The 22,875-nt window shown below is 66.0% G+C and carries 26 protein-coding genes, 1 tRNA gene and 1 pseudogene; 23 read left to right on the top strand and 5 right to left on the bottom strand.

Translation table 11 applies throughout. The features are described 5' to 3' along the window. Positions 1-35: 35 nt before the first annotated feature. Positions 36-248, bottom strand: a complete 213-nt coding sequence (locus LAJ50_RS11705) for an AlpA family transcriptional regulator (protein WP_003090093.1) — start codon at positions 246-248, stop codon at positions 36-38. A 118-nt stretch (positions 249-366) separates the two neighbouring features. Beyond that, entirely contained in the window at positions 367-1,113 is a 747-nt protein-coding gene (locus LAJ50_RS11700) for a hypothetical protein (RefSeq protein ID WP_003098991.1), read from the bottom strand. A gap of 450 nt (positions 1,114-1,563) precedes the next feature. On the opposite strand from LAJ50_RS11700, the gene LAJ50_RS11695 reads away from it, so the two are divergent. The 5 genes from LAJ50_RS11695 to LAJ50_RS11675 all read left to right on the top strand — a co-directional run bounded on the left by LAJ50_RS11695 (position 1,564) and on the right by LAJ50_RS11675 (position 5,442). Next, positions 1,564-2,064: a DUF305 domain-containing protein gene (locus LAJ50_RS11695; RefSeq protein ID WP_003098996.1), complete on the top strand. Its 501-nt coding sequence runs from the start codon at positions 1,564-1,566 to the stop codon at positions 2,062-2,064. A 533-nt stretch (positions 2,065-2,597) separates the two neighbouring features. Further along, positions 2,598-2,684: transfer RNA gene (locus LAJ50_RS11690), tRNA-Leu, on the top strand. Between the two features lie 50 nt (positions 2,685-2,734). After that, positions 2,735-3,853, top strand: a complete 1,119-nt coding sequence (locus LAJ50_RS11685; protein WP_138651585.1) for a serine hydrolase domain-containing protein — start codon at positions 2,735-2,737, stop codon at positions 3,851-3,853. Positions 3,854-4,238: 385 nt separating this feature from the next. Next, on the top strand, positions 4,239-4,637 hold the full coding sequence (locus tag LAJ50_RS11680) for a hypothetical protein (RefSeq protein WP_138651587.1): 399 nt from the start codon (positions 4,239-4,241) through the stop codon (positions 4,635-4,637). A 271-nt stretch (positions 4,638-4,908) separates the two neighbouring features. Further along, positions 4,909-5,442 carry a DUF305 domain-containing protein gene (locus LAJ50_RS11675; protein ID WP_224096310.1) on the top strand — a complete coding sequence of 178 codons (534 nt, stop codon included), beginning with the start codon at positions 4,909-4,911 and terminating at the stop codon, positions 5,440-5,442. Positions 5,443-5,482: 40 nt separating this feature from the next. Here the strand turns inward: LAJ50_RS11675 and LAJ50_RS11670 are convergent, their stop codons facing one another. The 3 genes from LAJ50_RS11670 to LAJ50_RS11660 form a co-directional block, all read right to left on the bottom strand. After that, positions 5,483-5,671, bottom strand: a complete 189-nt coding sequence (locus LAJ50_RS11670) for a DUF3606 domain-containing protein (protein ID WP_130553195.1) — start codon at positions 5,669-5,671, stop codon at positions 5,483-5,485. A gap of 93 nt (positions 5,672-5,764) precedes the next feature. Further along, entirely contained in the window at positions 5,765-5,968 is a 204-nt protein-coding gene (locus LAJ50_RS11665; protein ID WP_138651589.1) for a DUF2934 domain-containing protein, read from the bottom strand. 13 nt (positions 5,969-5,981) lie between these two features. Beyond that, complete coding sequence (locus LAJ50_RS11660) at positions 5,982-6,722, bottom strand: response regulator transcription factor (protein ID WP_138651591.1); 741 nt, start codon at positions 6,720-6,722, stop codon at positions 5,982-5,984. 424 nt (positions 6,723-7,146) lie between these two features. Between LAJ50_RS11660 and LAJ50_RS11655 the strand changes: the two genes are divergently transcribed. The 18 genes and pseudogenes from LAJ50_RS11655 (at position 7,147) to paoC (ending at position 22,389) form a co-directional block, all read left to right on the top strand. Further along, the gene (locus tag LAJ50_RS11655; RefSeq protein WP_138651630.1) at positions 7,147-7,491 is read left to right on the top strand and encodes a KGG domain-containing protein; all 345 of its coding nucleotides are present in this window, start codon (positions 7,147-7,149) and stop codon (positions 7,489-7,491) included. Between the two features lie 18 nt (positions 7,492-7,509). After that, the gene (locus tag LAJ50_RS11650; RefSeq protein ID WP_138651593.1) at positions 7,510-7,863 is read left to right on the top strand and encodes a hypothetical protein; all 354 of its coding nucleotides are present in this window, start codon (positions 7,510-7,512) and stop codon (positions 7,861-7,863) included. Further along, positions 7,856-8,368, top strand: coding sequence for a hypothetical protein (locus tag LAJ50_RS11645; protein WP_138651595.1), 513 nt, complete (start codon positions 7,856-7,858; stop codon positions 8,366-8,368). Before LAJ50_RS11650 ends, LAJ50_RS11645 begins: the two co-directional genes overlap by 8 nt. A 364-nt stretch (positions 8,369-8,732) precedes the next feature. Next, positions 8,733-9,635, top strand: a complete 903-nt coding sequence (locus LAJ50_RS11640) for a manganese catalase family protein (protein ID WP_130553189.1) — start codon at positions 8,733-8,735, stop codon at positions 9,633-9,635. A gap of 187 nt (positions 9,636-9,822) precedes the next feature. Further along, positions 9,823-11,244: a cytochrome ubiquinol oxidase subunit I gene (locus tag LAJ50_RS11635; protein WP_138651597.1), complete on the top strand. Its 1,422-nt coding sequence runs from the start codon at positions 9,823-9,825 to the stop codon at positions 11,242-11,244. Continuing rightward, positions 11,241-12,257, top strand: coding sequence for a cytochrome d ubiquinol oxidase subunit II (cydB, locus tag LAJ50_RS11630; protein ID WP_138651599.1), 1,017 nt, complete (start codon positions 11,241-11,243; stop codon positions 12,255-12,257). Before LAJ50_RS11635 ends, cydB begins: the two co-directional genes overlap by 4 nt. An 11-nt stretch (positions 12,258-12,268) precedes the next feature. Beyond that, a complete protein-coding gene (locus LAJ50_RS11625; RefSeq protein ID WP_138651601.1) occupies positions 12,269-12,847 on the top strand; it encodes an isochorismatase family cysteine hydrolase in 579 nt (192 codons plus the stop codon). Positions 12,848-12,940: 93 nt separating this feature from the next. After that, positions 12,941-13,438, top strand: coding sequence for a ferritin-like domain-containing protein (locus LAJ50_RS11620; RefSeq protein WP_130553185.1), 498 nt, complete (start codon positions 12,941-12,943; stop codon positions 13,436-13,438). A 12-nt stretch (positions 13,439-13,450) separates the two neighbouring features. Further along, positions 13,451-13,960 carry a DUF892 family protein gene (locus LAJ50_RS11615; RefSeq protein WP_130553184.1) on the top strand — a complete coding sequence of 170 codons (510 nt, stop codon included), beginning with the start codon at positions 13,451-13,453 and terminating at the stop codon, positions 13,958-13,960. A 370-nt stretch (positions 13,961-14,330) separates the two neighbouring features. Beyond that, positions 14,331-15,653 (top strand): sigma-54 dependent transcriptional regulator, encoded by a 1,323-nt coding sequence (locus LAJ50_RS11610; protein ID WP_138651603.1) that lies wholly within the window; start codon positions 14,331-14,333, stop codon positions 15,651-15,653. Continuing rightward, entirely contained in the window at positions 15,646-15,870 is a 225-nt protein-coding gene (locus LAJ50_RS11605) for a hypothetical protein (RefSeq protein WP_138651605.1), read from the top strand. Before LAJ50_RS11610 ends, LAJ50_RS11605 begins: the two co-directional genes overlap by 8 nt. Positions 15,871-16,016: 146 nt before the next feature. Further along, positions 16,017-16,657: pseudogene (locus tag LAJ50_RS11600) on the top strand (DUF6766 family protein). Between the two features lie 9 nt (positions 16,658-16,666). Then, positions 16,667-17,065 (top strand): low affinity iron permease family protein, encoded by a 399-nt coding sequence (locus tag LAJ50_RS11595; protein WP_130553180.1) that lies wholly within the window; start codon positions 16,667-16,669, stop codon positions 17,063-17,065. Positions 17,066-17,213: 148 nt separating this feature from the next. Then, complete coding sequence (locus LAJ50_RS11590; protein WP_138651607.1) at positions 17,214-17,750, top strand: hemerythrin domain-containing protein; 537 nt, start codon at positions 17,214-17,216, stop codon at positions 17,748-17,750. A gap of 39 nt (positions 17,751-17,789) precedes the next feature. Next, on the top strand, positions 17,790-18,107 hold the full coding sequence (locus tag LAJ50_RS11585; RefSeq protein WP_224096309.1) for a hypothetical protein: 318 nt from the start codon (positions 17,790-17,792) through the stop codon (positions 18,105-18,107). 468 nt (positions 18,108-18,575) lie between these two features. After that, on the top strand, positions 18,576-19,226 hold the full coding sequence (paoA, locus tag LAJ50_RS11580) for an aldehyde dehydrogenase iron-sulfur subunit PaoA (RefSeq protein ID WP_138651609.1): 651 nt from the start codon (positions 18,576-18,578) through the stop codon (positions 19,224-19,226). Further along, entirely contained in the window at positions 19,223-20,179 is a 957-nt protein-coding gene (locus LAJ50_RS11575; protein ID WP_138651611.1) for a xanthine dehydrogenase family protein subunit M, read from the top strand. Before paoA ends, LAJ50_RS11575 begins: the two co-directional genes overlap by 4 nt. Continuing rightward, the gene (gene paoC / locus LAJ50_RS11570; protein WP_138651613.1) at positions 20,176-22,389 is read left to right on the top strand and encodes an aldehyde oxidoreductase molybdenum-binding subunit PaoC; all 2,214 of its coding nucleotides are present in this window, start codon (positions 20,176-20,178) and stop codon (positions 22,387-22,389) included. The genes LAJ50_RS11575 and paoC overlap by 4 nt, the downstream gene beginning before the upstream one ends. The last annotated feature ends 486 nt before the right edge of the window (positions 22,390-22,875 follow it).

The following is a 22,875-nucleotide window of genomic DNA, read 5'->3' as shown; positions in this document are numbered from 1 at the left end:
TCCGGCTGGGAATGGGAAGTCCGCGGGAGAGCGGGTCAGGTCCGGTGGTTGAGGCGCTCGGCGATCCACTGGTCGATTTCGATCGAATCCCAGCCGACAGCGCGCACGCCCAGGCGCAGCGCCTGAGGGAACTGGCGCTTCTTCATCAGGTTGTAGATGTGGGCGCGTTTGAAGCCGGACTTCGCTTCGACTTCATCGAGCCGCAGGATGCGGCGCTCGTTCGGCGGGAGTACAGGGGTCTGCGACATGGCGGTCACTCCTGAACGCTCGGTGGCGTTTGTTGGCGTGACCTCTATTCAATAGACCTGGCTGCGGAAAGACATTGCAAATGCAATCTCCGCGATTGCACATACAAGCTGGATAACCTCATGCGCTTGCGCTACGAACGTACCTCTTAGCGTTGGCGAACTTTCCGTTTAAGGTGCGCTCAGTGATGCCCATGGTGCCGCCGTAGTGGGCGACCAATGCAGAGACAAGGGCCTCCTGCGTTTTGAAGCTGGAATAGGGCACGCCTGAAGGCGACTGGCTCAGCATCAGCGTCAACATCCCTCCAATGATGTTGAGATAGGTCGTTTCCGCCCGTTCGCTGATCTCGCATTGCTTGGATGCCAACAGCACCGAGGATTGCTTGAGTAGCGTGTCGTGCTGCTCCTGCAGTTCTCGCATCTCACGTCGGGCTTGTTCAAGCGCGGCCTGAAGGGCCAGCCGCTCCACGAGGATCGCCTGTCCTGTTTCCATGGTGATGAAAGGATGCGCCATGCGTTCGCCACGGCTGAACAGAAATCCTGGCCGGTGCTCGGGATAGTGGGTGCGCATCCAGCGTTTTAGATCGACATGGCGAACAGTCAGATCCAGAGAATTGAGCAGGTTCGGATCATTGAGCGTGATCCCGTTCTTGCCGTAGGGCAGCTCTCCGTTGAGGATGCCGTCATAGATACGTTCCGAGTGCAGCCGGCACTCATTCCATCGAGGGCAGTTCAGCGACCGAGGCAGGACACGCGGTGACGCGATCGTGGCCAGGATCATCGGGAGATACCGCAGCAACCCAGCCCATCGGATGGCCGCCTCGATGGGACGATAGAACACCTTTGATGTTGAAATGTCCTTGTGCATGTCTTCGTCTCCTTTCGGGTGCGCTACATCACCGGCTCCTTTCTTGCCCAAGGGCTGTTGTGTCGTTATGGCCTGCGACGGACGCTTGAGGCGATGCCCTAAGCGAAGGCGGAGGAGGCCATTGGCGTCCGCCGCAGGTGGCCTTGTCTTGCTTGATATGCAAGAATCGATCAGTTGCCGGCCCATCGAGCGATGAGGACGCAAGCTCGATATTGGCGCTCACGGTACCAGCGTCATAGGTGGCGCAAAGCCCATCAAGACCGATTTGGTATGGTCTGATATCCAGACGGTTCAAGACCAGCGAGTTGAAGCGTTCGACGCCCCTACGTCCAGTTGGGGACTGGAAATCAGCGGTTAGTGATGCATCGCTCCACATGCTGATATATCGACAAAGTATCTGCCGCAGTACCAGTGACCCTGCCAGGTTGCCCCAGCACATAGGAGACGGAGATGGCTGAACATTCCCATGAACATCAACATCACACATCCGGTCAGATGGGTAAGCACGGCCGACCATACGCCAAGTTCTGGGTGAACATGGTGTTGGGCCTCGTCGTCATGTACTTCGTAATGTTCAGCATGATCGACGGCGCCAGGGACTTCAGAAACAATCTCAACATGCTCTACATGGCGGTCACTATGTGGGCGCCAATGGGCATCTTCATGCTAGCGACAATGCCCGGCATGTTTCCAAACCGGCGGCTCAATCTCGTGCTGTACGGCTTGTTTGCCGTTCTCACACTCGGTTCTTTTGCCGCTACCCGTGCTCAAACCGGAATCGGCGATCGACAGTTCATCGCGTCTATGGTCCCGCACCATTCGGGAGCGATCCTCATGTGCCGCGAGGCGCAGCTCTCAGATCCGGAACTCGTCAACCTATGCCAAGCGATTTCCGATGGCCAGCGCGCGGAGATCGAGCAGATGAACCGGATTGCTGCACGCCTTCGTTGAGGCTGGCTGCCACTACACTGGCGCCGCGTTGCGCTCCGGCGAAGTTAGCCGCAGCGATGTAAAGATGAGTACTTGCGGTGTTCCGATGCCGGCGGTTGTGTCCTACAGCCGTCCAGGTGCCAGGTAGTCCACGCGACACCACCCCGCGCTGCCTGCGGAGCGAGCGCAAGTCATGATCGTCGCAAGTTGGAGTTCGATAGCGAACCCGCTCAGCAGCTGGACGCATCAGGCGTAACGACGGGTGGATGGATCATCCTTGGACGCTGGTGGAAGTGGTTGGATGAACTTTGTTGCCGAGGGCGAAAAACAAGGCTATAATTGAGTTCTTCGCTGATCACCACAGTGGAGAAAGTGATTGGGAAACAGAGACTTAGCGCTCTAGTGCATGACTCGTTTCCCGCTCCAAACACCGCCGGCCCCGCCGGCCGACGACAGGGCCCTGGAAACAGGGCCCTGTTCGTTTTTGGCGGCTCCCAAGCGCGCCGAACCGCGTGCGTGCGAGGTGGGGTTCCTGCTAGCCTGCGCACCGTCCTGCCCGGATGGCGAAACTGGTAGACGCATCGGACTTAAAATCCGCCGGGAGCAATCCCTTGCCGGTTCGATTCCGGCTCCGGGCACCAAGTCGAACTCCGACGAATATTCGAGCAAGCGGACCGCAAACCTTCTGCCGATGCGGAATGACCCGACACGACGTCGCTTGTGTACCGCACTGCTCGGCGCAGGGGCTGGGCTTGCCCTGTTTGGCGCACGTGGAGGCGGCCAACCGTCGGCAAGAAGCCACTCCCTGTCCGACCTTCTGAAGGCGGAACATCAGCCGGGAATGGCCGCGGTCCTGGTGGACCGGGGACGGGTGACCGCATTGGCGACGGCGGGGCGGCGCAACGATGCCAGCGATGCGCCGGTCGACCGCCATACCGTGTTCGAGCTGGGTTCCATCACCAAGGTCTTCACCGCCCTGCTGGTGTTCCGGCTTCGACAGCGTGGCCTGCTCGATGTGGATGCTCCCATCGGCCGCTACGTGGACGACTTGCCTGCGGCGTGGCAGCCGATCGCACTCTCCAGGCTGCTCAGCCACACGTCCGGCGTCCCGAACTACCTCAACGAGGGAAACTTCCTTGAACTGATGCCGACGGATCCCACGCCGCGGGAACTGCTGGCGATGGTCGCGCAAGCGCCTCTCGACTTCGCGCCGGGGACACGACACGCCTACTCCAACACCAACTACATCCTGCTCGGGCTCGCCATTGAGCGGGTGACTGGTGCGGACTATTGGCAATTCCTGCAGGACGAAATCCTGGGCCCACTGAAGATGCGGGATGCCGGCCCGCGTCGCGCAGGCGATCGCCGTCTCATTGCCCAGGGTCATCTCTACCAGGATGGCCGTTGGCTCGACCCACCCATTACCGCCCCTGGCTCGGCCTGGGCCGCCGGTGGATTGCTTGCCAGCATCGACGACATGGCGCGTTTCGCCGTCGCCTTGGACCAGGGCAAACTGCTGCCCGCCGGGCCGCTGCATGAGATGTGGCGTGACACGCGGCTTGCCGACGGTGGTTCAGCCGGCTGGGGCGCGGGTTGGGAGCTGGCCGATGGTGGCCAGGTGGTGGGGCATGGCGGCGGAACGGCGGGCTTTACGGGATACCTCCGCCATGTCCCCGCTTTGCGACGAACTGTCGTGGTGCTCATCAATCGCGCCGGAGACATCGGCCCCCAGGGCATCGCCGAGCGGTTGGACCTGGGGTCTCGCTCATGGAACGGCAAGGCATCGACGGCCCGACGTTCGAGGGCGTGATCTACTGGCTGCGGGTGACGTGCCGGCATGATCCTCCCCGAAGGCTTCCGCTGGGCACCCTGCTGCCACCTGAGCAAGGTGGACGACGCGCTATTCATCGGCGATTTCAGGGAGTGCGAGGCTGCGCAACGATGGGTCTCGCGGCGGCTGTCATCTCCCGTTCGAGGGGTTGGTCGATCGCGGCTAGTCCCTTCCAGCGTTAGCGAGCTACCAGTTCAAGCCACCGGCTTGCCAGGTGCTCGTTGCCCCCCGGGCGAAATGCGCTTGTTCCTTAGACAAGACGGGCCTCCTTCTCGCGAAGAGGGATGTGTGCTATTGAGTCCTGGCTGACGTTGGCTTGGGTTGCCAATGGATCAGCGTCTTTTCAATGCACAAGGAGCTGCGCATGAAGATCATGACTTTGATGGTGGGGATTTGCCTGTTCGCTGGCTATTCGTTTAACGCCGAGGCTGCCAGGACCAAGGCAAACAATTACATCTACCTCGACGCGTCCGCAAATCCGGTCGGGCAGGATGTGGTCTATTGCAACAACGTCCATTGGGTCGGCGGCAATAGGCAGTCGCCGTACGTACTTCATGTTCAAGGTGGATGCGGGGAGCTTTACCAGACCTGCAATTCTGAGGGCGAGTGCACGGAGCACATTGATAATGAGATTAAAACGACGCTGACGGGGAGTCCTCCGTACACCAAGCAGGAGGCTTGTGCATTGACTTCGCAGTGCGAAAGTCAGGAAGGGGACTTGATGGACGGATACGGATTTGAAATGACCATGGTGTACCCGTAACGGCGATGAGTACCAAGCCCCGCTTCGGCGGGGCTTTTTCGTGCAAGTGAAGTTCAAGATGTGACTGGGGTAGGGCGATACTCGTTGGGTCAGAAGAGCCGCAGAGAGCGGGCTTGGTCACGCGACGCCCGAGGCGGGGCTGTCCTTGACTTCGCCCATCGCGGCGGCGGCCTTTCATGATCCGATGTTGACGATCGCAGGACTAGGTTGGCTGCGTTCCTGGCATCCGGAGCGTCCGATGAACGCGATGGGCTATTCCCGATTCGCGGCCATGATCGCCACGTCCACCGTGGTCATGTTCGGCCTGATGTACCTCAACACGTTCGTGCTGGAGCACATGGAATTCAGCCAGACGCGCCTGTGGATGGCGCTGGTCATGGGCGCGACCATGGCGCTGGTCATGCTGGCCTTCATGTGGCGCATGTATCCGCGCCGCGGCGTGAACATCGGCATCTGTGTCGCGGCGGTCGCGGTCTTCGCGCTGGCGCTATGGATGGTGCGCAGCCAGCGCACGGTGGGCGATGTCAGCTACATGCGGGCGATGATCCCGCATCACTCCATCGCCATCATGACCAGCGAGCGGGCGCGGATCCGTGATCCCGAAGTTCGCCTGCTGGCCGATCGCATCATCGACGCGCAGGTGCGGGAGATCGCCGAGATGAAGCGCCATATCCGCCGGCTCGAGGCGGCGCCGCCCGCCGCGGATGCGCCCGTGCTGCCCTCATACCGCGCGCGCGGCGCCAGGCCACCGCCGCCGGAGACCGACCAGAGCGCGGGCGTTGAGACGAGTCCGGCTTCACGCTAGGGCTGGCGACGGCGGTTCGGCTGCGGGCGCTGCCCGCGCCCTACCGCCTGCTTTCCAGATGCCGCTTGACCTGGTCGGGAATGTTCCCGGTTTCCTCGATCGCCGCGCGCAGCGTCTGTTCGTCGGTATCGAAATGCTGCGTCCAGTAGATGAGCTCCCACTCCTCGGTGAGTTCGATCTTTTCCGGCCTAGCGCCAGGATCGGGCTGTCTGCCACGCGATGTGTTCATCTGATGCGCCTCGCAACGGGAATGGGCGGCGGTCCATGCGGAAGAAGGGTCAAGGCCTCACGCGGCGGCATGCCCTGGGCCGGGTCGTGAGGATCACGAACGGACGCGCTCACCGGCGCCGTCTGCCGGATGGTCGCCAGGCGGTTCCGCGTCGCCGTGCTCGACGCGCAGTTCGGCGTCCACCAGGCGGCAGGCCATGATCCAGTGCCTGTCCGCGCGGCCGTCGGGACGGCCTTCGGCCTCCCAGATCTGGTGTGCCATCCGCGCGACCCGTTCCCGATAAGTGGCTTCGTCCATGCGACACCTCCGGTCAGGCGCCCATCGCGAGACACGCGACGCGCTCCGCGCGCGCCCTGATCGGCTCGAGCAGGCGGTAGCCCCGGTTGGTGACGCTATGGATCATCTTCTGCTCGAAGGGACGATCGACCAGCTTGCGCAGGCAATGGATATGGCTCCTCAGCGTGTCCGAGTCCGGCATGTCGCTGCCCCAGACGGTGCGCTCCAGTTCGGACCTGGACACGACGGCGGGGGAGGCCAACATCAGGATCGAAAGCAGCTGTGTCTGCACCGGCGTGAGCTTGATCCGCGCCTGCCCCCTGAGCGCGATCCTGTTGGACACGTCGAGCCTGAGCTCGGCCACCTGCAGCTGCGTGCCCTGCACGAGTCCGCGCGTGCGCTGGATCAGCGCCTTGACCCTCGCCTCCAGCTCCTGGATGGCGAAAGGCTTGGGAACGAAGTCGTCAGCGCCGGCCTGCAGGCCCAGGATGCGCTCCTGTGCCTGTCCCGAGCAGCTCAGCAGCAGCACCGGGACCCGTCCATACGCGCTGCGCTTGAGCGCGCGGCACATCGCCAGCCCATCCATTCTGGGCATCTTCACGTCCGAGACGACCACGTCGTAGTGGCGCGCGCTGCCCAGTCTGAACCCTGACAGGCCATCGGAGGCGTAGTCGACCTCGTAGCCGCGCTGCTCGAAGTATTCGCCGACCAGCGATGACAGGGTCGTGTCGTCGTCCACGAACAGCAGCGAGCGGCTGGCCTTGATGGTTCTCATTGGATGCTCCTTCTCGTCGGTTGCCGAAAAGCGTTAGCAACAATCGGGCCCATCTTCGCCTTGGCCATGGCGACCGCAGGAAACACCGGAATTCCCCGTTGTCGCAAGCGGATCGCGGCCATCGCGGGCGGGGCAGGCATGCGTCTGGCGCAGCAGCGCACCGTGCAGAATCTGCACGGACGCGCAGATGCTGCGCACCGGGACAGAGAGCCGCGCGCCTGCCTTTGACTTCTTTCCCCGAACGGGATGCGGCAGGACACGGAAACACCTGCACGCGGGGCGCGAAGAAATTTCCGGCGTTTCGCGATGGCCTGCCGGGCGAACCGCAGGCAGCGCCCGCAACCACGGGGCCTGCAGGCGTTGGCACGACAACTGCGTAGAGCCCCATGACGCACTTGGCGTCGTTCATCAGGTGAACATCACCATGGCTAACCAGAATCAGAACGAAGGCTCCAACCGCGGCTTTGCGTCGATGGATGAAGACAAGCAGCGTGAGATCGCCTCGAAGGGCGGACGCGCCTCCCATGAAAGCGGCAATGCGCACGAGTTCAGCAGCGAAGAAGCGGCTGAAGCCGGCAGCAAGGGAGGCAAGGTCGCGCACGAGCGTGGCACCGCGCATGAATTCACCAGCGAAGAAGCGGCCGAGGCGGGCAGCAAGGGCGGCAAGGCCGCGCACGAGAAGGGCACCGCGCACGAGTTCAACAGCGAGGAGGCTGCGGAGGCTGGACGCAAGGGTGGCCAGTCCAGTGGCGGTGGCAATCGACGCTGAGCCACGGGGCTAGCGTCGTTGACGCGCAGCTTCGCCGCCCAGGCGAAGCTGCGCGCCAGGGGAGGAGTCGAGGTGATCGACAATCCGGAAACCGCGGCCATCCGCGCCTACCAGCTGCGATCCATGGAGCCCTGCGGGCGGCGCGAGCTGCTGCGGCGTGTTCTGTGCACGTTGAGCGACATCGCACAGTCGCGGCCGGAATTCAGGCTGCGCATCCATGCGATGGACCTGTCGCCGGCGACTTTTGCGGCCGGCGGGGTGATTGCGTTTCTCGAAGGTGCGCCGGAATGGGACGTGCAGGCGTACGATGCGCTGAAGGAGGCGCGCCTGTCCCTGCATCGTTGTGAGCGCAGGAGCGGGCGGCATGAGTGATCGCCTGCTCTATTGCATCTATCTGATCTGGCTGGCGGCGGGCTTCGCCGACTTTCGCTGCCACCGGCGCACCAGCCTGGCGACGACGTCGGGTCTGGCCGAGTCCTCGCTCCATCTGCTCCAGCTCGGTATCGCGCTGGCGGCGCTGGGCGTATGGCTGCTGCTGCAGCCGACCTGGCCGATGTATGTCCTTCTTCTGGTGATGACGGCATGCCACGCTGCGGTCAGTTACCTGGATACCAAGTCCGCCTATCTCAAGCGGCATCTCTCTCCGGCCGAGCAGCATCTCCACAGCGTCCTGGACATCGCGCCTTGGATCCTGCTGGGCGGTGCCATTTCGCAGGGGGTGGAACAAGGTGGCTGGATCAGGCGCGCGCCGCCCGTGCGCGGCCTGACCTGGCCGCTGCTGATCGTGCCTGGCGTGGCCCTGTGTCTGCTGCCCGCGGCACACGAGTTCTATCGCGCGGTCAGAGCGCGCAAGACGGGAACGGGATCCCAAGGCTGACGTGCGCGCTGTCCAGGGCGTGCCGTCTTTCGCGTGATGCGGCGTTGCCAGGCCGCGCGCGGGCCAGCGGGCCGTGATCGACGCCCTCGCAGGCGCGCCACCGATGCTGCGCATCCGCCGGCATGGCCTGGTTGGCCGAGGCGGTCGGCGGCGTTCGCGGTGTCGTCTCCGAAGCAAGCGCCGATCGATGCGCGCGGATCCGAACCGCACGCAGCGCAGCAGGCCGGCCTGCACGCACCACACGATCTCGATGCGTCTGCAAGTATCAATGATTTGTGCACGGCGGCGGGCCGCGAAACTGATGGCCTCTTTCTCCCGGGTCGCTAGGGTGGAACGACCCATCCGCTCCCGACAGGAATGCTCCATGTTCATGCATAACAAGCGACTGCAGTACACCGTGCACGTCGAGCGCCCCGATCCGAAGCTGGCGACGCTGATGCTGGAACAGTTCGGCGGCCCGCAAGGCGAACTGGCGGCAGCCATGCGCTACTTCACCCAGGCGCTGGCCGAAGACGATGCCGGGCGCAAGGACATGCTCTACGACATCGCCACCGAGGAGCTGAGCCACCTGGAGATCATCGGGTCGATCATCGCGATGCTCAACAAGGGTGCAAAGGGCGAACTGGCAGAGGGCATGGAAGAGACCGCCGAGATGCGCACCCTGACGGGCAACAGCACCAGCCAGACCGAGGCGATCCTCTACGGCAACGGTCCGGCGCTGGTGAATTCCAGCGGCGTGCCGTGGTCGGCCGCCTACATCGACACCATCGGCGAACCCACCGCGGACCTGCGCTCGAACATCGCCGCCGAGGCGCGCGCCAAGATGGTGTACGAACGGCTCATCTCGGTCACCGATGATCCCGGCATCAAGGACGCGCTGACCTTCCTGATGACGCGCGAAGTGGCGCACCAGAAGTCGTTCGAGAAGGCGCTGTACGCGATCCGGCCGAACTTCCCCCCGGGCCGTCTGCCCGGCGATCCTGCCTTCACCGATCTGTATTTCGACATGTCCCAGGGCACCGGCAACCTCACCGGCCCCTGGAACTCGGGACCGCAGTGGGAGGTGGTCAGCGACCGCGAAGCGCAGTCGGCGGTGGACGGCGGCGACGGCACCGCGGCGGTGGTGCTCAGCGAAGCCCAGCAGGCCGCCCTGGATGCGATGGCGGCCCGCACCCTCTCCGATCCCGATGCCGACCCCATGACCGGGGCCGACCTGGGCGCGGGCCCCGGCGCGGGCGCCACCACAGGAGAGACGGAGACGCCATGAGCGAGCGGCGCTCCACCGCGAAGCCGCGTGGCCCCGAGCTGGTCCTGCCAATGCGTCGGCTGCAGGAGCGGGCGCCGGTCCACCCGGGGGGAAGCGAAGGGCCATGCTGCCCGGACATGCAGGAGGGCAAGGCCGGCGGTGAGGAACGGCGCCGCCGGCGCGCGGCGGATGTGCGGCGGGGCTAGTCATGGATTGGCTCCAAACCGTGCTGCTGTCGAGGATCCAGTTCGCCTTCGTCATCAGCTTCCACGTCCTGTTCCCGGCCTTCACGGTCGGGCTGGCGTGGTGGCTGACGTTCCTGGAGTTCCGCTGGGTCAGGACGGCCGATCCGCGCTGGCGCGACCTGTACTTCTTCTGGCAGCGGATCTTCGCCGTGTCCTTCGGCATGGGCGTGGTCAGCGGCATCGTGATGAGCTTCCAGCTGGGGACCAACTGGTCCGAGCTGACGCTGCGCGCCGGCAACATCCTGGGGCCGCTGCTGAGCTATGAGGTGCTGACCGCGTTCTTCCTGGAGGCCAGCTTCCTGGGGGTGATGCTGTTCGGCTGGGGCCGGATCAAGCCCGGCCTGCATCTGCTTGCGACCTTCATGGTGGCGCTGGGCACGCTGTTCTCGACCTTCTGGATCCTCTCGGCCAACAGCTGGCTGCATACGCCGACGGGGTTCACCCTGGTCGATGGCATCTTCCGGCCCCGCGACTGGTCGCAGATCATCTTCAATCCCTCCTTCCCGTATCGGCTGACGCACATGGCGCTGGCCGCCTTCATCACGACCTGCTTCGTGGTGGGAGGCGTGGGCGCCTGGTATCTGCGGCGCGGCAAGCACCTGGAGGCCGGCGCGCGCATGCTGAAGCTCGCGGTGGCGTTCGCGGCCATCGCGGTGCCGCTGCAAATCGCGGCGGGGGATGCGCATGGCCTCAATACGCTCGAGCATCAGCCCGCCAAGATCGCCGCGATCGAGGCCCATTGGGAAGCCGGCCCGCGCGAGGCCGGCGTGCCGCTGGTGCTGTTCGCGATCCCGGACCAGGAGGCGGCGCGCAATCGCGCCGAGGTGGCCATTCCCCGGCTCGGCAGCGTGATCCTCACGCACAGTCTGGACGGGCAGATCCCGCCGCTGCGGGATTTCGACGCCAAGCATCGCCCGCCGGTGCTGCCGGTCTTCTTCGCCTTCCGGATCATGGTCGGTCTCGGCGTGGCCATGCTGGTGCTGGCGTATGCCTCGCTGTGGGCGTGGCGCCGCGGCGGCCTGCTGCGCAGCCGGACGCTACTGCTGGGCTGGAATGTGATGGCGCCCGCAGGGTTCGTGGCCTTGCTGGCGGGCTGGTTCGTGACCGAGATGGGCAGGCAGCCCTACGTGATCTACGGCTTCCTGAGGACCTCCGACGCGGCCAGCGAGGTCTCGCCCTGGGCGGTGGCCGCCTCGCTGCTGGTCTATCTGCTGGCGTACGGGATCGTCTTCGGCTTCGGCGGCTGGTACATCAGCAAGATGCTGCGCCGGGGGCCCGTGCCGGACGAGCACCAGCCCGAGGTCAGCGACGGCGAGCGCACGCCTGCACGCCCGCTCTCGGCGGCCGACGTCGCCCTGGACCACGACGGAGAGGACCGGCTATGAGCGAGGTGTCCTATTGGCTGCCGATCGCCTGGTTCGGCGTGATCGGCTTCGGCGTGCTGATGTACGTGGTCCTGGACGGGTTCGTGCTGGGGCTGGGGATCCTGGCGCCATTCGCCGAGGACGAGGATCAGATCGACCTGATGATGAACACGGCGGCGCCGATCTGGGACGGCAACGAGACCTGGCTCGTGCTCGGCGGCGCGGGGCTGCTGGCCGCGTTTCCTGCGGCGTACTCGCTGCTGCTCTCGGCGCTGTATCTGCCCGTGCTGCTCATGCTCATCGCCCTGGTGTTCCGGGGCGTGGCGTTCGAGTTCCGCTTCAAGGCCCACAGCTCGCGTGCGATCTGGGGATGGGCATTCTGCGCCGGTTCGATCTGCGCGGCGTTCTGGCAGGGCGTGATCCTGGGCGCGGTCGTGGAGGGCATGCCCATCCACGACGGAAAGTATCTGGCCGGCGCGTTCGGCTGGTTCAGCCCCTTCTCCATGCTCACCGGCGTGGCGGTGGTGTGCGGCTACGCCCTGCTGGGCAGCGGCTGGCTCATCCTCAAGACCGAGGGCAGGGTGCAGGACATCGCCCGCTTCCTGGCGCGTCCGCTGGTCCTGGTGGTGATCGCCTTCATGGGTCTGGTCAGCGCCTGGCTGCCGTTTCTCGAGTCCAGGGTGATGGCGCGCTGGTTCCACGACGGCAACTTCCTGTGGCTCTCGCCCGTGCCGGTGCTGGTGCTGTTGAACGGGCTCTGGCTCTGGCGCGCGGTGGTCGCCACCGGGCGCGATGCGCGGCCCTTCCTGCTGACGCTGTCCTTCTTCGTCCTGGGCTTCGTCGGGCTGGTGCTCGGCGTCTGGCCGCACATCCTGCCTCCCACGATGACGATCTGGCAGGCGGCCTCACCGCCGTCCTCGCAGCGGTTCGTCATGGTGGGCCTGGTGTTGCTGCTGCCGATCATCCTGGGGTATACCGCCTGGTCCTACCGGGTCTTCCGGGGAAAGCTGCAGGCGGGACAGGGATATCACTGAGGGAGGCGGCCATGGACCCGCGGATCGATGCAAAGACGGCGCTGATCATCGTCGACATCTTCAATCCCTTCGATTTCCCCGGCGCCCAGGCGCTGTGGCGGCGCACGCTGGACATCGCCCCCAATCTGCGCGCGCTCATCGCGGCCTTCGCCCAGGCGGAGGCGCCGATCGTCTACGCCAACGACGACATCTGCCACGGCTGCGCGACGGTCGAGGCCCTGATCGGCGCCGCGCGCCGCCGTTCGCCCTGGAGCGACACCCTCCTGACCCGGCTCGCGCCGCTGCCGCCGGGCCAGGTCGTCCTGAAGAACGCCCATTCCGGCTTTCGCAGGACCGCGCTGTCCGAACGCCTGCGCGGGCAGGGCATCGAGCGGGTGGTCGTGTCGGGTATCGCGACGGACCTGTGCGTGCTGGCGACCGCCATCGACGCCTCCGCCGAGGACTACGACGTCTGGATCCCCGCCGACGCGGCCCAGGCCGAGGACGATGCCAAGCACGCGCGGGCGATACGCATCCTCGAAGCCTCTTTCAAGCTCTCCACCGATCCCTGGTGCGCCGACGCAGGCGACGACGCGCCAGGGCAAACGTAAGGGCGGCGCGATGAAATGCGCGCCTCCAACATCGGGAAGGTCTAACACGCCGGCTCTAGGCTGAAACCTCAGTCACCCCAACCGGAGCCCGACATGGCGATCAAGACCCTGGAAGACCTCTTCCTGCACGAACTGTCCGACCTCTACAGCGCCGAGAAGCAGCTCACCAAGGCGCTGCCGCGCCTGGCCCGCGCCGCCGCCGAGCCGCAACTCGCCGACGCCTTCACCGCGCATCTGGAGGAAACCCGCGGTCAGGTCGAGCGCATCGACCGGATCGTCGAGACGCTCGACCTCAAGCTCAAGCGCATCAAGTGCGCCGCCATGGAAGGGCTGGTGGAGGAGAGCAGGGAGGTCATCGATTCCATCGCCGAGGGCCCGGTACGTGACGCCGCGCTCATCGGCGGCGCGCAGCGCGTCGAGCATTACGAGATCGCCGCCTACGGGACCCTGGCGGCCCTGGCCAAGCAGCTGGGCTACAAGGATGCGCTGCCCCTGATCCTGGAGACGCTGGAGGAGGAGAAGAGCACCGACGCCAAGCTGACCGAACTGGCCGAACGCGGCGGAAACCAGGCAGCGGCCCAGGCCGCCTAACCGGAGCGCATCATGACCACGATCGAAGACACCCTGCTGGACTGGCTGCGCAACGCCCATGCCATGGAGCAGCAGGCCGAACAGATGCTGCAGGCGCAGGCCGCGCGCATCGAGCATTATCCGGAACTGAAGGCGAGGATCGAGCAGCACCTGGTGGAGACGCAAGGCCAGCAGCGCATCCTCGAGCAGTGCCTGGAACGCCTGGGCAGTGCGCCGTCCCTCATCAAGGATACGTTGGGCAAGGCCGCCGCGTTCGGCCAGGCCATCGGCGGCTCGATGAACGCCGACGAGATCGTGAAGGGCTCCATCGCCAGCTATGTCTTCGAGCAGATGGAGATCGCCACCTACACCACGCTGATCGCCGCCGCGCGCGCCGCCGGCGACCTGGAAACGGTCAGGGCCTGCGAACAGATCCTGCCGCAGGAACAGGCCATGGCCCAATGGCTCGCCGACCACCTGCCGGTGGTGACCGAGGCATTCCTGGTGCGTGAGGCATCGCCCGGCGTGACGGCCAAGCGCTAGTCCCGGATGCCCGATCCGGTCTGGAGGCGGCCCGCATGGCGGGCCGCTTTTTTTTATCCTGCTGCGTCGTCCGCCTCGATGGGGCTTCCGACGTTCGCATACCGTGGCGTACGTTCGACAGGCGGATCGCGCCGGGGTGGTCGCGACGATGGCATGGGCAGCCTCGATGGTTCATCCGCCATGGCCGCCACGCTCGATGACGTGGTGAAGTCGGCACTACGCCTGCGGGGAGCTAAGCGCCGCTATACAGATGGATGGCCGCGCAGCACGGAACAGGGCATGAGGATCACAAGCGGCCGTCCCTTACACGGATGACTAACGTGAACCTTGAGCTAATGCAGGAGGGGGGTGTGCCGAGGTAACAAGAACGATGTTGAACAGCAACAGCGCGCGTGTCCTGATCGTGGATGACGATCGAGAATTTGCGGAGTCCGCGGCGGAAGTCGTCCGGTATCACAACATGTCCGCGCGCGTGGTCGGCTCGGTCGCCGAAGCCACCGAGGCAACGCGTCAGGAAGGATTCGATCTGCTGCTGCTCGACGTCATGCTGCCCGACGGGAGTGCGTTCGACGTCCTGGACAACCTGTCCGGCATGGCCACCTCCAGCATCGTGCTGATGACAGGGTCGCCGAGCATCGCCACTGCCGCGCGCGCGGTGTCCTCGCCGGCGCTGGCCTATCTGCTCAAGCCGCTCGCGCCCGACCGGCTGGAGCAGCTGCTCGACCAGGCCGCGCTCAGGCTGCGGGCACGCACGCAGGCTGCCGGCGATGCCTCCTGGGTGAGCGCGTGCCGCGAGATGGACGACGTGTCCGACATGGTCGGCCAGATCGCGGGCACCGATCTGTCGGCGCTGATCACCGGTGAAAGCGGAACCGGGAAGGAACTGGTGGCGCAGGCCATCCACCAGCGCAGCGGCAGGCGCGGGGCGATGGTGGAGGTCAACTGTGGCGCCCTCTCCGAGGAGTTGCTGGCCAGCCAGCTGTTCGGCCACGAGCGCGGGAGTTTCACCGGTGCGCACCAGCGCCACATCGGCTTCGTCGAACGCGCCGATCAGGGCACGCTGTTCCTGGACGAGGTGACCGAGATGTCCCTCGGGCTGCAGGTGTACCTGCTGCGGATGCTGGAGAGCAAGCGCTACGAACGCGTGGGCGGGACGGTGGTCAATACCGTGGACCTGCGCGTCGTCGCGGCGACCAACCGCGACCCGCGCCAGGCGATCTCCGAAGGCAGGCTGCGCGAGGATCTCTACTTCCGCCTGGCGGACGTGACCATCCACCTGCCTCCGCTGGTGGCGCGATCCGGGGACGCCGCCCTGCTTGCGCAGCATTTCCTCGATCAGCTGAATCGGATCGCCGGAACAAGCAAGTCCTTGAGTCCCCGCAGCATCGTGCTGATCCTGGAGCACGGCTGGCCGGGCAATGTGCGTGAACTGAAGAGCGCGGTGCGACGCGCGTTCTATCTCTCCAAATCAGAGCTGGTCGAGCCGCTGCTGGTCGCCGTCCCCCGGCCCAGCGCGGCCAAGGAGGAGGCGCCCGGCATCCCGGTTGGGCTGACCTGGGCGGAACTGGAGGAGAAGGCGCTGACCGACGCCCTGATCCGCCACGGCAACGACAAGACCGCCGCTGCCAAGGCCCTGGGGATCAGCGTGCGCACCGCGCACAACCGTCTGGCCCGGCGACGCGCGCATGATTGATCCGTCCGCCGGTGATCCGGACGAGCATCACACTCATCAGTTCCGGAACGATCTCAACGCCATGATCATGGCGCTGCACGCGCAGCGCTACGCGCTGGAGCGCGGGGACCAGACCGCCACGCTCGAGAACCTGCGCAGGATGGAGCGCGCGGTGCAGCGGCTGTTGGCGCTGGTGGAGACCCGCGGCGCTCATCCGGGCAGGAAGAAGATCGGGTGAATCACGAGGGGCCCTGGTGTTCCGCAGGTCGAACCGGGTCAATGCGTTAGGCAATTTTAATGATCGATGGAAACGGCGCCCACATCGGGAAAACGTCTGGAAGCCCAGACTCCGTCGGCACCTTGGATCGATCGAGGAGCCGTTGGATGTTCTGGAAGCGCAATGGGTTGTCGCTCGTTCTGCTGGCACTGACGCTGCTCTTCATCGCCGGGCAGATCGCCGCCGGTCATGCGACCTACAACGAGGAACGGGTGGAGCACGGCCGTGCCGCGATCGGCGTGCTGGCCTACTTGGGCAGCGGCCACTTCGTGTCGGCGCTCTTCGAGAACTGGGAAAGCGAGTTTCTGCAGATGGGCATGTATGTGCTGCTCACGATCCATCTGCGGCAGGTGGGCTCGGCCGAGTCGCGGCCACTCGATCCAAGCGAGGAGACCGTTGAAATCGATCCGGGCAAGGCGCCGTGGCCCGTCCGCCGGGGCGGGTCTGGCTGTGGCTGTACGAGCGATCGCTTGCCATCGCGTTCGCCCTTCTGTTCCTCCTGAGCTTCTGCCTGCACGGCTATGGGAGCTGGCGCAACCATGTGGACGAGCGCCTCATGGAAGGCAAGCCACCCGTCAGCCTCGCGTCGCACCTGGCGAGCCCGGACTTCTGGTTCGAATCCATGCAGAACTGGCAGAGCGAGTTTCTCGCGGTCCTGTCGATCGTGCTGCTGAGCATCTGGCTCAGGCAGAAGGATTCCTCGCAATCCAAGCCGGTGGCTGCGCCTCATTCCCAGACCGGTAGTTAGGAGGATGCCATGAGCATGAAGACCAGGTTCAACAACATGGCCAAGAAGGCCGCCTATGCCGCGGGCACGCCGTGGGCCTTCGGCACGGCGGCGCTGGCGGTGGTGCTGTGGGGCTTCAGCGGCCCCATCTTCGGCTTCAACGACACCTGGCAGCTGGTGATCAACACCAGCACCACCATCATCACCTTCCTCATGGTGTTCCTGATCCAGCACACGCAGAACGCCGATACCGCCGCGATGCAGATCAAGCTCGACGAACTGATCAATGCCCATCGCGACGCGAACAACGCCCTGCTGGACCTGGAAGAGCTCGACGAGAAGGCGCTGGAGGAGCTGCGCAAGAAGTACGAGGAGTTGGCCCGTGAAGCGCGCGGCCGCATGGGGCGGACCCGCTCGGACACGACCTGAGCGGGTCGCGGCGCCGTCTGCGCAGACGGTGAGGCGCGATGCGCCGCGCGCTGTTAAGAACAGCTCAGTGTTTTCTCGCCACCCGCGCGCTCATCGCTAACGTCCCCTGGTCCAAGGTCTTCCCACACCCACCCAAAGGAGACACGACATGGCGACCGCGTCCACCCAGGGCGACATCCTGAAAACGCTGCGCAGCGAGCACGACGAACTGCGCACGCTGTTCGAGCAGATCAACGAGACGACCGACCGCGCCAAGAAGACGCGCACCGAGTTGTTGTCCAAGGTCGAGGAAGGGCTGCTGCCGCACGCGAAGTGGGAAGAAGAGGTGTTCTACCCGGCGCTGCGCGAGCGTGCCGACCGCGACGGGAAGAAGGCCATTGCCGAGGCCTACCTGGAACATCACGCGGTGGAGGCGGTGGTGATCCCGGAGGTGAAGTCGGCGGCGGTGGACACGCCCGAGTTCGCCGGCGCGGCGAAGGTGTTCGGCGAGCAGATCGACCACCATGCCTCGGAGGAGGAGAGCACCGTCTTCAAGCTCGCCCGCGAGCTCTTCTCCAGGGAGGAACTGGCGCAGTTCGACGAGGACTATGCGCAGTGGAAGGCCTCCGCCTCCGGCCTGGCCGCGATCGGCGCCGAGAAATTGAAGGGGGCCGCCAAGGGTGCGGTCAGGGCGATGTCGCACTGACCGGCGCGCGCTCTGCGCCCACACGAGAGGAGTGAGGACATGATTTCCCGCACAGCCGACGACAAGCCGCAGACCAATCTGAAGAATCCGGAAGCCAAGCACGACGAGGCGCTGGAGGAGACCTTCCCGGCGAGCGACCCCATCTCGCCGTTCGTGCCGGCGGTGAAGGACGAGGGCACCCAGGCACACCGCGATGTGGCCAATGCGCACAGCGACCACGCCAAGGGCCACACGCCGGACAAGGTGCTCAACGACGAGAAGGCGCTGCGGAAGCATCACGACAAGCCGGAGGATCCCAAGCAATCGCCGGTCGACCCGGAACGGGACTACGCCGATCCGAGCGGGCAGCGGGATTGAGGGCTGCCCCAGCCGATTCCATCCCCCGGGCCGACCCGGGGGATTTGGGCTGGATCCGACGCTCCGGCCGGGTGCCGCCAGAAAAGCTTCCGCCATCGTTTCTGCAGGGGCGGAGACCATCTACTCACGCGATTCGTCAGGGCGCGCCATCCCGCTTTCGCGGGAACGACGGCTTAGGGCCGTCTCGCGAGATCGAGCCGGCACTTTCTGCTCCCGCATACGGCCTTGCTGCATCGCGACGTAGGTGGGCCTGCAGAGTGGGCCTGCAGAGACTGATGCGGGGTCATGCTGCCCGTTCTCCTGACGCTCCCGTCATCCCGCGCCGCACACGCCGACATGGTCTGAACACCAACATCACGCGGCGTGGCCGCGCTTTCGGCGAGGCTGGGGTTATCGTTTGTTTGTTGCTCCGCGGGCCACCGCCCGCTGCGAGTGCGCCACCCACCCAGCTGGAAGGAACAGCCAGGCATGAATCCCTCATTCGACGTGAAACTCACGCGCCGAGATCTGTTGATCACCGGCGCTGTCTCGACCGCCGGCGCCGCCTCGGCCAGCCTCCCGGCGCCCGCGCAGGCCATGGCCGCGCCGGCCGCCCCGGAGAAGGTCAGCCGCCAGCGCGTCGCCCTGGAGGTCAACGGCAAGCCGGTCACGCTGGAGGTCGATACGCGCACCACGCTGCTGGACGCGCTGCGCGAGCATCTCAAGCTCACCGGCACCAAGAAGGGCTGTGACCACGGCCAGTGCGGTGCGTGCACGGCGCTGGTGGACGGGCGCCGCATCAACACCTGCCTGACCTTCGCGGTCATGCACGAGGGCAGCAAGGTCACCACGATCGAAGGCCTGGGCCAGCCCGGCAACCTGCACCCGATGCAGGCCGCCTTCGTCAAGCACGACGGCTATCAGTGCGGCTACTGCACGCCAGGGCAGATCTGCTCGGCGGTGGCGGTGCTGGACGAGATCAAGCAAGGAGTCCCCAGCCACGTCACCGGCGATCTGGAGGCCAGACCCAGGTTCACGGTCGACGAGGTGCGCGAGCGCATGAGCGGCAACATCTGCCGCTGCGGTGCCTACTCGAACATCGTCGAGGCGATGGCCGAGGTGGCGGGAGAGCGCGCATGAAGGCCTTCTCCTACGAGCGCGCCGGCTCGGCCAGGGAGGCCGCCGCCGCGCTGCTGAAGACGCCGAACGCGAAGTTCATCGCCGGCGGCACCAATCTGATCGACCTGATGAAGCTGCAGATCGAGACGCCCACCCACCTGGTGGACGTCAACGGCGTCGGGCTGGACAGGATCGAACCGACCGAGGAGGGCGGCCTGCGCATCGGCGCCCTGGTGCGCAACACCGACCTGGCGGCCGACAAGGTCGTGCGCCGCGACTATCCGCTGCTGTCGCGCGCGCTGGTCTCCGGCGCCTCGGGGCAGCTGCGCAACCGCGCGACCACCGCGGGCAACCTGCTGCAGCGCACGCGCTGCCCGTACTTCTACGACACCGCGCAGGCCTGCAACAAGCGCGTGCCCGGCAGTGGCTGCGCGGCGATGGAGGGGTTCAACCGGACGCTGGCCATCGTCGGCGCCAGCCCGGCCTGCATCGCCACGCATCCCAGCGACATGGCCGTGGCCCTGCGCGCACTGGACGCGACGGTGGAGACCACCGACGCCGAGGGCAGGACCCGGCGCATCCCGCTGGACCTGCTGTATCGCGCGCCGGGCACCACGCCGCATCTTGAAACCACGCTGGAACGCGGCGAGTTCATCACGGCCGTGACCCTGCCCAGGCCGGTCGGTGGCACGCAGGTCTATCACAAGGTACGCGACCGGGCGTCCTACGCCTTCGCGCTGGTATCGGTGGCGGCGATCGTGCAGCGCGACGGCAGCGGCGCGGTGGCGCTGGGTGGCGTGGCGCACAAGCCCTGGCGCAAGCCGGAGGCGGATGCGGCCATGCCCCAGGGCGCCAAGGCGGTGGTCGGCCAGCTGCTGGCCGGCGCCAAGACATCCGAACACAACGCCTTCAAGGCGCCGCTGGTCGAGCGGGCGCTGGGCGCGATCCTGGCCGACGCGAGGGCCCGAGCATGAAATTCGACACGCCCGCCACCACCAATCCGATCGATCAGGGCAAGGTCGTCGGCCGCGCCCACGACCGCATCGAGGGCCCGCTCAAGACCACCGGCACCGCGCCCTATGCCTACGAGCGCCACGACGTGGCCCAGGGCCAGGTCTATGGCTATCCGGTGTGCGCCACCATCGCCAAGGGCCGTATCCGCGCGATCGACACCGACGCGGCCAAGGCCGCACCCGGCGTGCTCGGCATCGTCACCGCGGCCAACGCCGGCAAGCTGGGCAAGGGCAAGATGAACACGGCGCACCTGCTCGGCGGCCCGGAGATCCAGCACTACCACCAGGCCGTGGCGCTGGTGGTGGCCGAGACCTTCGAACAGGCACGCGCCGCCGCGCACCTGATCAAGGTCGACTACACCCGCAGCGACGGCGCCTTCGACCTGGCCAAGGCCAAGGATGCGGCGAAGATGCCCAGCGATTCGCCGGACAACAAGGACACCGCGCACGGCGATTTCGCCGGCGCCTTCGCCAGCGCGCCGGTCAAGCTGGATGCCACCTACACCACGCCTGGCCACAGCCACGCGATGATGGAGCCGCATGCGTCCATCGCGCAGTGGGAAGGCGAGCGGCTGACGCTGTGGACGTCCAACCAGATGATCGCCTGGAGCGTGGGCGATGTCGCGCTGACCCTGGGCATCCCGAAGGAGAACGTGAGGCTGGTGTCGCCCTACATCGGCGGCGGATTCGGCGGCAAGCTGTTCGTGCGTTCCGACGCGCTGCTGGCCGCGCTGGGCGCAAGGGCGGTGGGCAGGCCGGTCAAGGTGACGCTGCCCCGCCCGTTGATCATCAACAACACGACCCATCGACCGGCCACGCTCCAGCGCATCCGCCTGGGCGCCACGCGCGACGGCAGGATCACCGCGTTCGGCCACGAGAGCTGGTCGGGCGATCTGGAAGGCGGCCAGCCGGAGACCGCGGTCTCGCAGAGCCAGCTGCTGTATGCGGGCGAGAATCGCATGACCGCCATGCGCCTGGCCGTGCTCGACCTGCCCGAGGGCAACGCAATGCGCGCGCCGGGCGAGGCCTCGGGGATGATGGCGCTGGAAGTGGCCATGGACGAGCTGGCCGAGAAGCTCGGCATGGACCCGGTCGAGCTGCGCATCCGCAACGACACCCAGGTCGATCCCAACCATCCCGAGCGACCGTTCTCGCAGCGGCACATGGTCGAATGCCTGCGCACCGGCGCGGAAAAGTTCGGCTGGAGCAAGCGCAGCGCCAAGCCCGGCACCCGCCGCGAAGGGCGCTGGCTGATCGGCATGGGCATGGCCACCGCCTTCCGCAACAACCTCAACATGAAGTCCGGCGCGCGCGTGCGCCTGGGCGCCGACGGCGCAGTCACGGTGCAGACCGACATGACCGACATCGGCACCGGCAGCTACACCATCATCGCCCAGACCGCCGCCGAGATGCTGGGCGTGCCGCTGGAGCGGGTGAAGGTGGAACTGGGCGATTCGTCCTTCCCGGTCTCGGCCGGCTCGGGCGGGCAGTGGGGCGCCAACAGCTCCACCGCCGGCGTGTACGCCGCCTGCGTCAAGCTGCGCGAGGCCGTGGCAGGCAAGTTCGGGATGGACACGAACAGCGCCCGCTTCGAGGACGGCATGGTCGTGGCCGGCGGCCAGCGCAAGAAGCTGGCCGACGCGGCGGCCGATGGCGAACTGGTCGCCGAGGACAAGATGGAATACGGCGACCTGGCCAAGAAGTACCAGCAGTCCACCTTCGGCGGGCACTTCGTCGAGGTCGCGGTGGATAGCGCCACCGCCGAGATCCGCATCCGCCGCATGCTCGCGGTGTGTTCGGCAGGCCGCATCCTCAACCCCAAGTCCGCGCGCAGCCAGGTCATCGGTGCGATGACCATGGGCGCCGGCGCGGCGTTGATGGAGGAACTGGTGGTGGACAAGCGCCTGGGCTTCTTCGTCAACCACGACCTGGCCGGCTATGAGGTACCGGTCCATGCCGACATCCCGCACCAGGAGGTGATCTTCCTGGAAGAGACCGACCCGATCGTCTCGCCGATGAAGGCCAAGGGCGTGGGCGAGCTGGGCATCTGCGGCGTGGCCGCGGCGATCGCCAACGCGGTCTACAACGCCACCGGCGTGCGCGTGCGCGACTACCCGGTGACGCTGGACAAGCTGCTCAAGGAGATGCCGGCGCCAGCCCTGACGGCCTAAGCATCTGACAGCGCGGTGGCTCCTCGGTTCGGTCCGCCCTCTATGGCTAACCCAGGAAGGGGAGCGGATGTGGCCGCCTCATGCTTCTGTGGGAGCCGCCATGGCGGCGATGGGACTTTCCCGGTAGGGCCTCGTCGCCGTCAGGGCGGCTCCCACGGGAACGGGATTGGCATTCCGCGAGGACCAACCGCAGTTGCCGCCGCCGGGAACCGTCCAGGCTCGCGCTCAGCCCAACCGGCCAGATCGAGGCCCCGCCTGATGGATCAGAACGCCGTTCGATTTTCGACCCGAAGTCCTCGGCGTGATGCGCGAGGCAGCGGTTCGGCCGGTGGGGGCCGCGGCTAGCGAGGCAGGAAGCCGAGCGCCTTCAGGCGGGGAGGATGCCCTGATCAAGGGAAAAGCGGATACCGCCCGCGGGCCGCTGCCCCTCCGAAGCCAAAAAATGCTCAAACGCCGCGATCTCCCGACCTGAAGAAGAAGAACCAA

This window comes from Pseudoxanthomonas sp. X-1 (genome assembly GCF_020042665.1).
Taxonomy (GTDB): Bacteria; Pseudomonadota; Gammaproteobacteria; order Xanthomonadales; family Xanthomonadaceae; genus Pseudoxanthomonas_A; species Pseudoxanthomonas_A spadix_A.
Note: the sequence above shows the minus strand (reverse complement) of the source record. Positions and strands in the feature narration are given on the sequence as shown.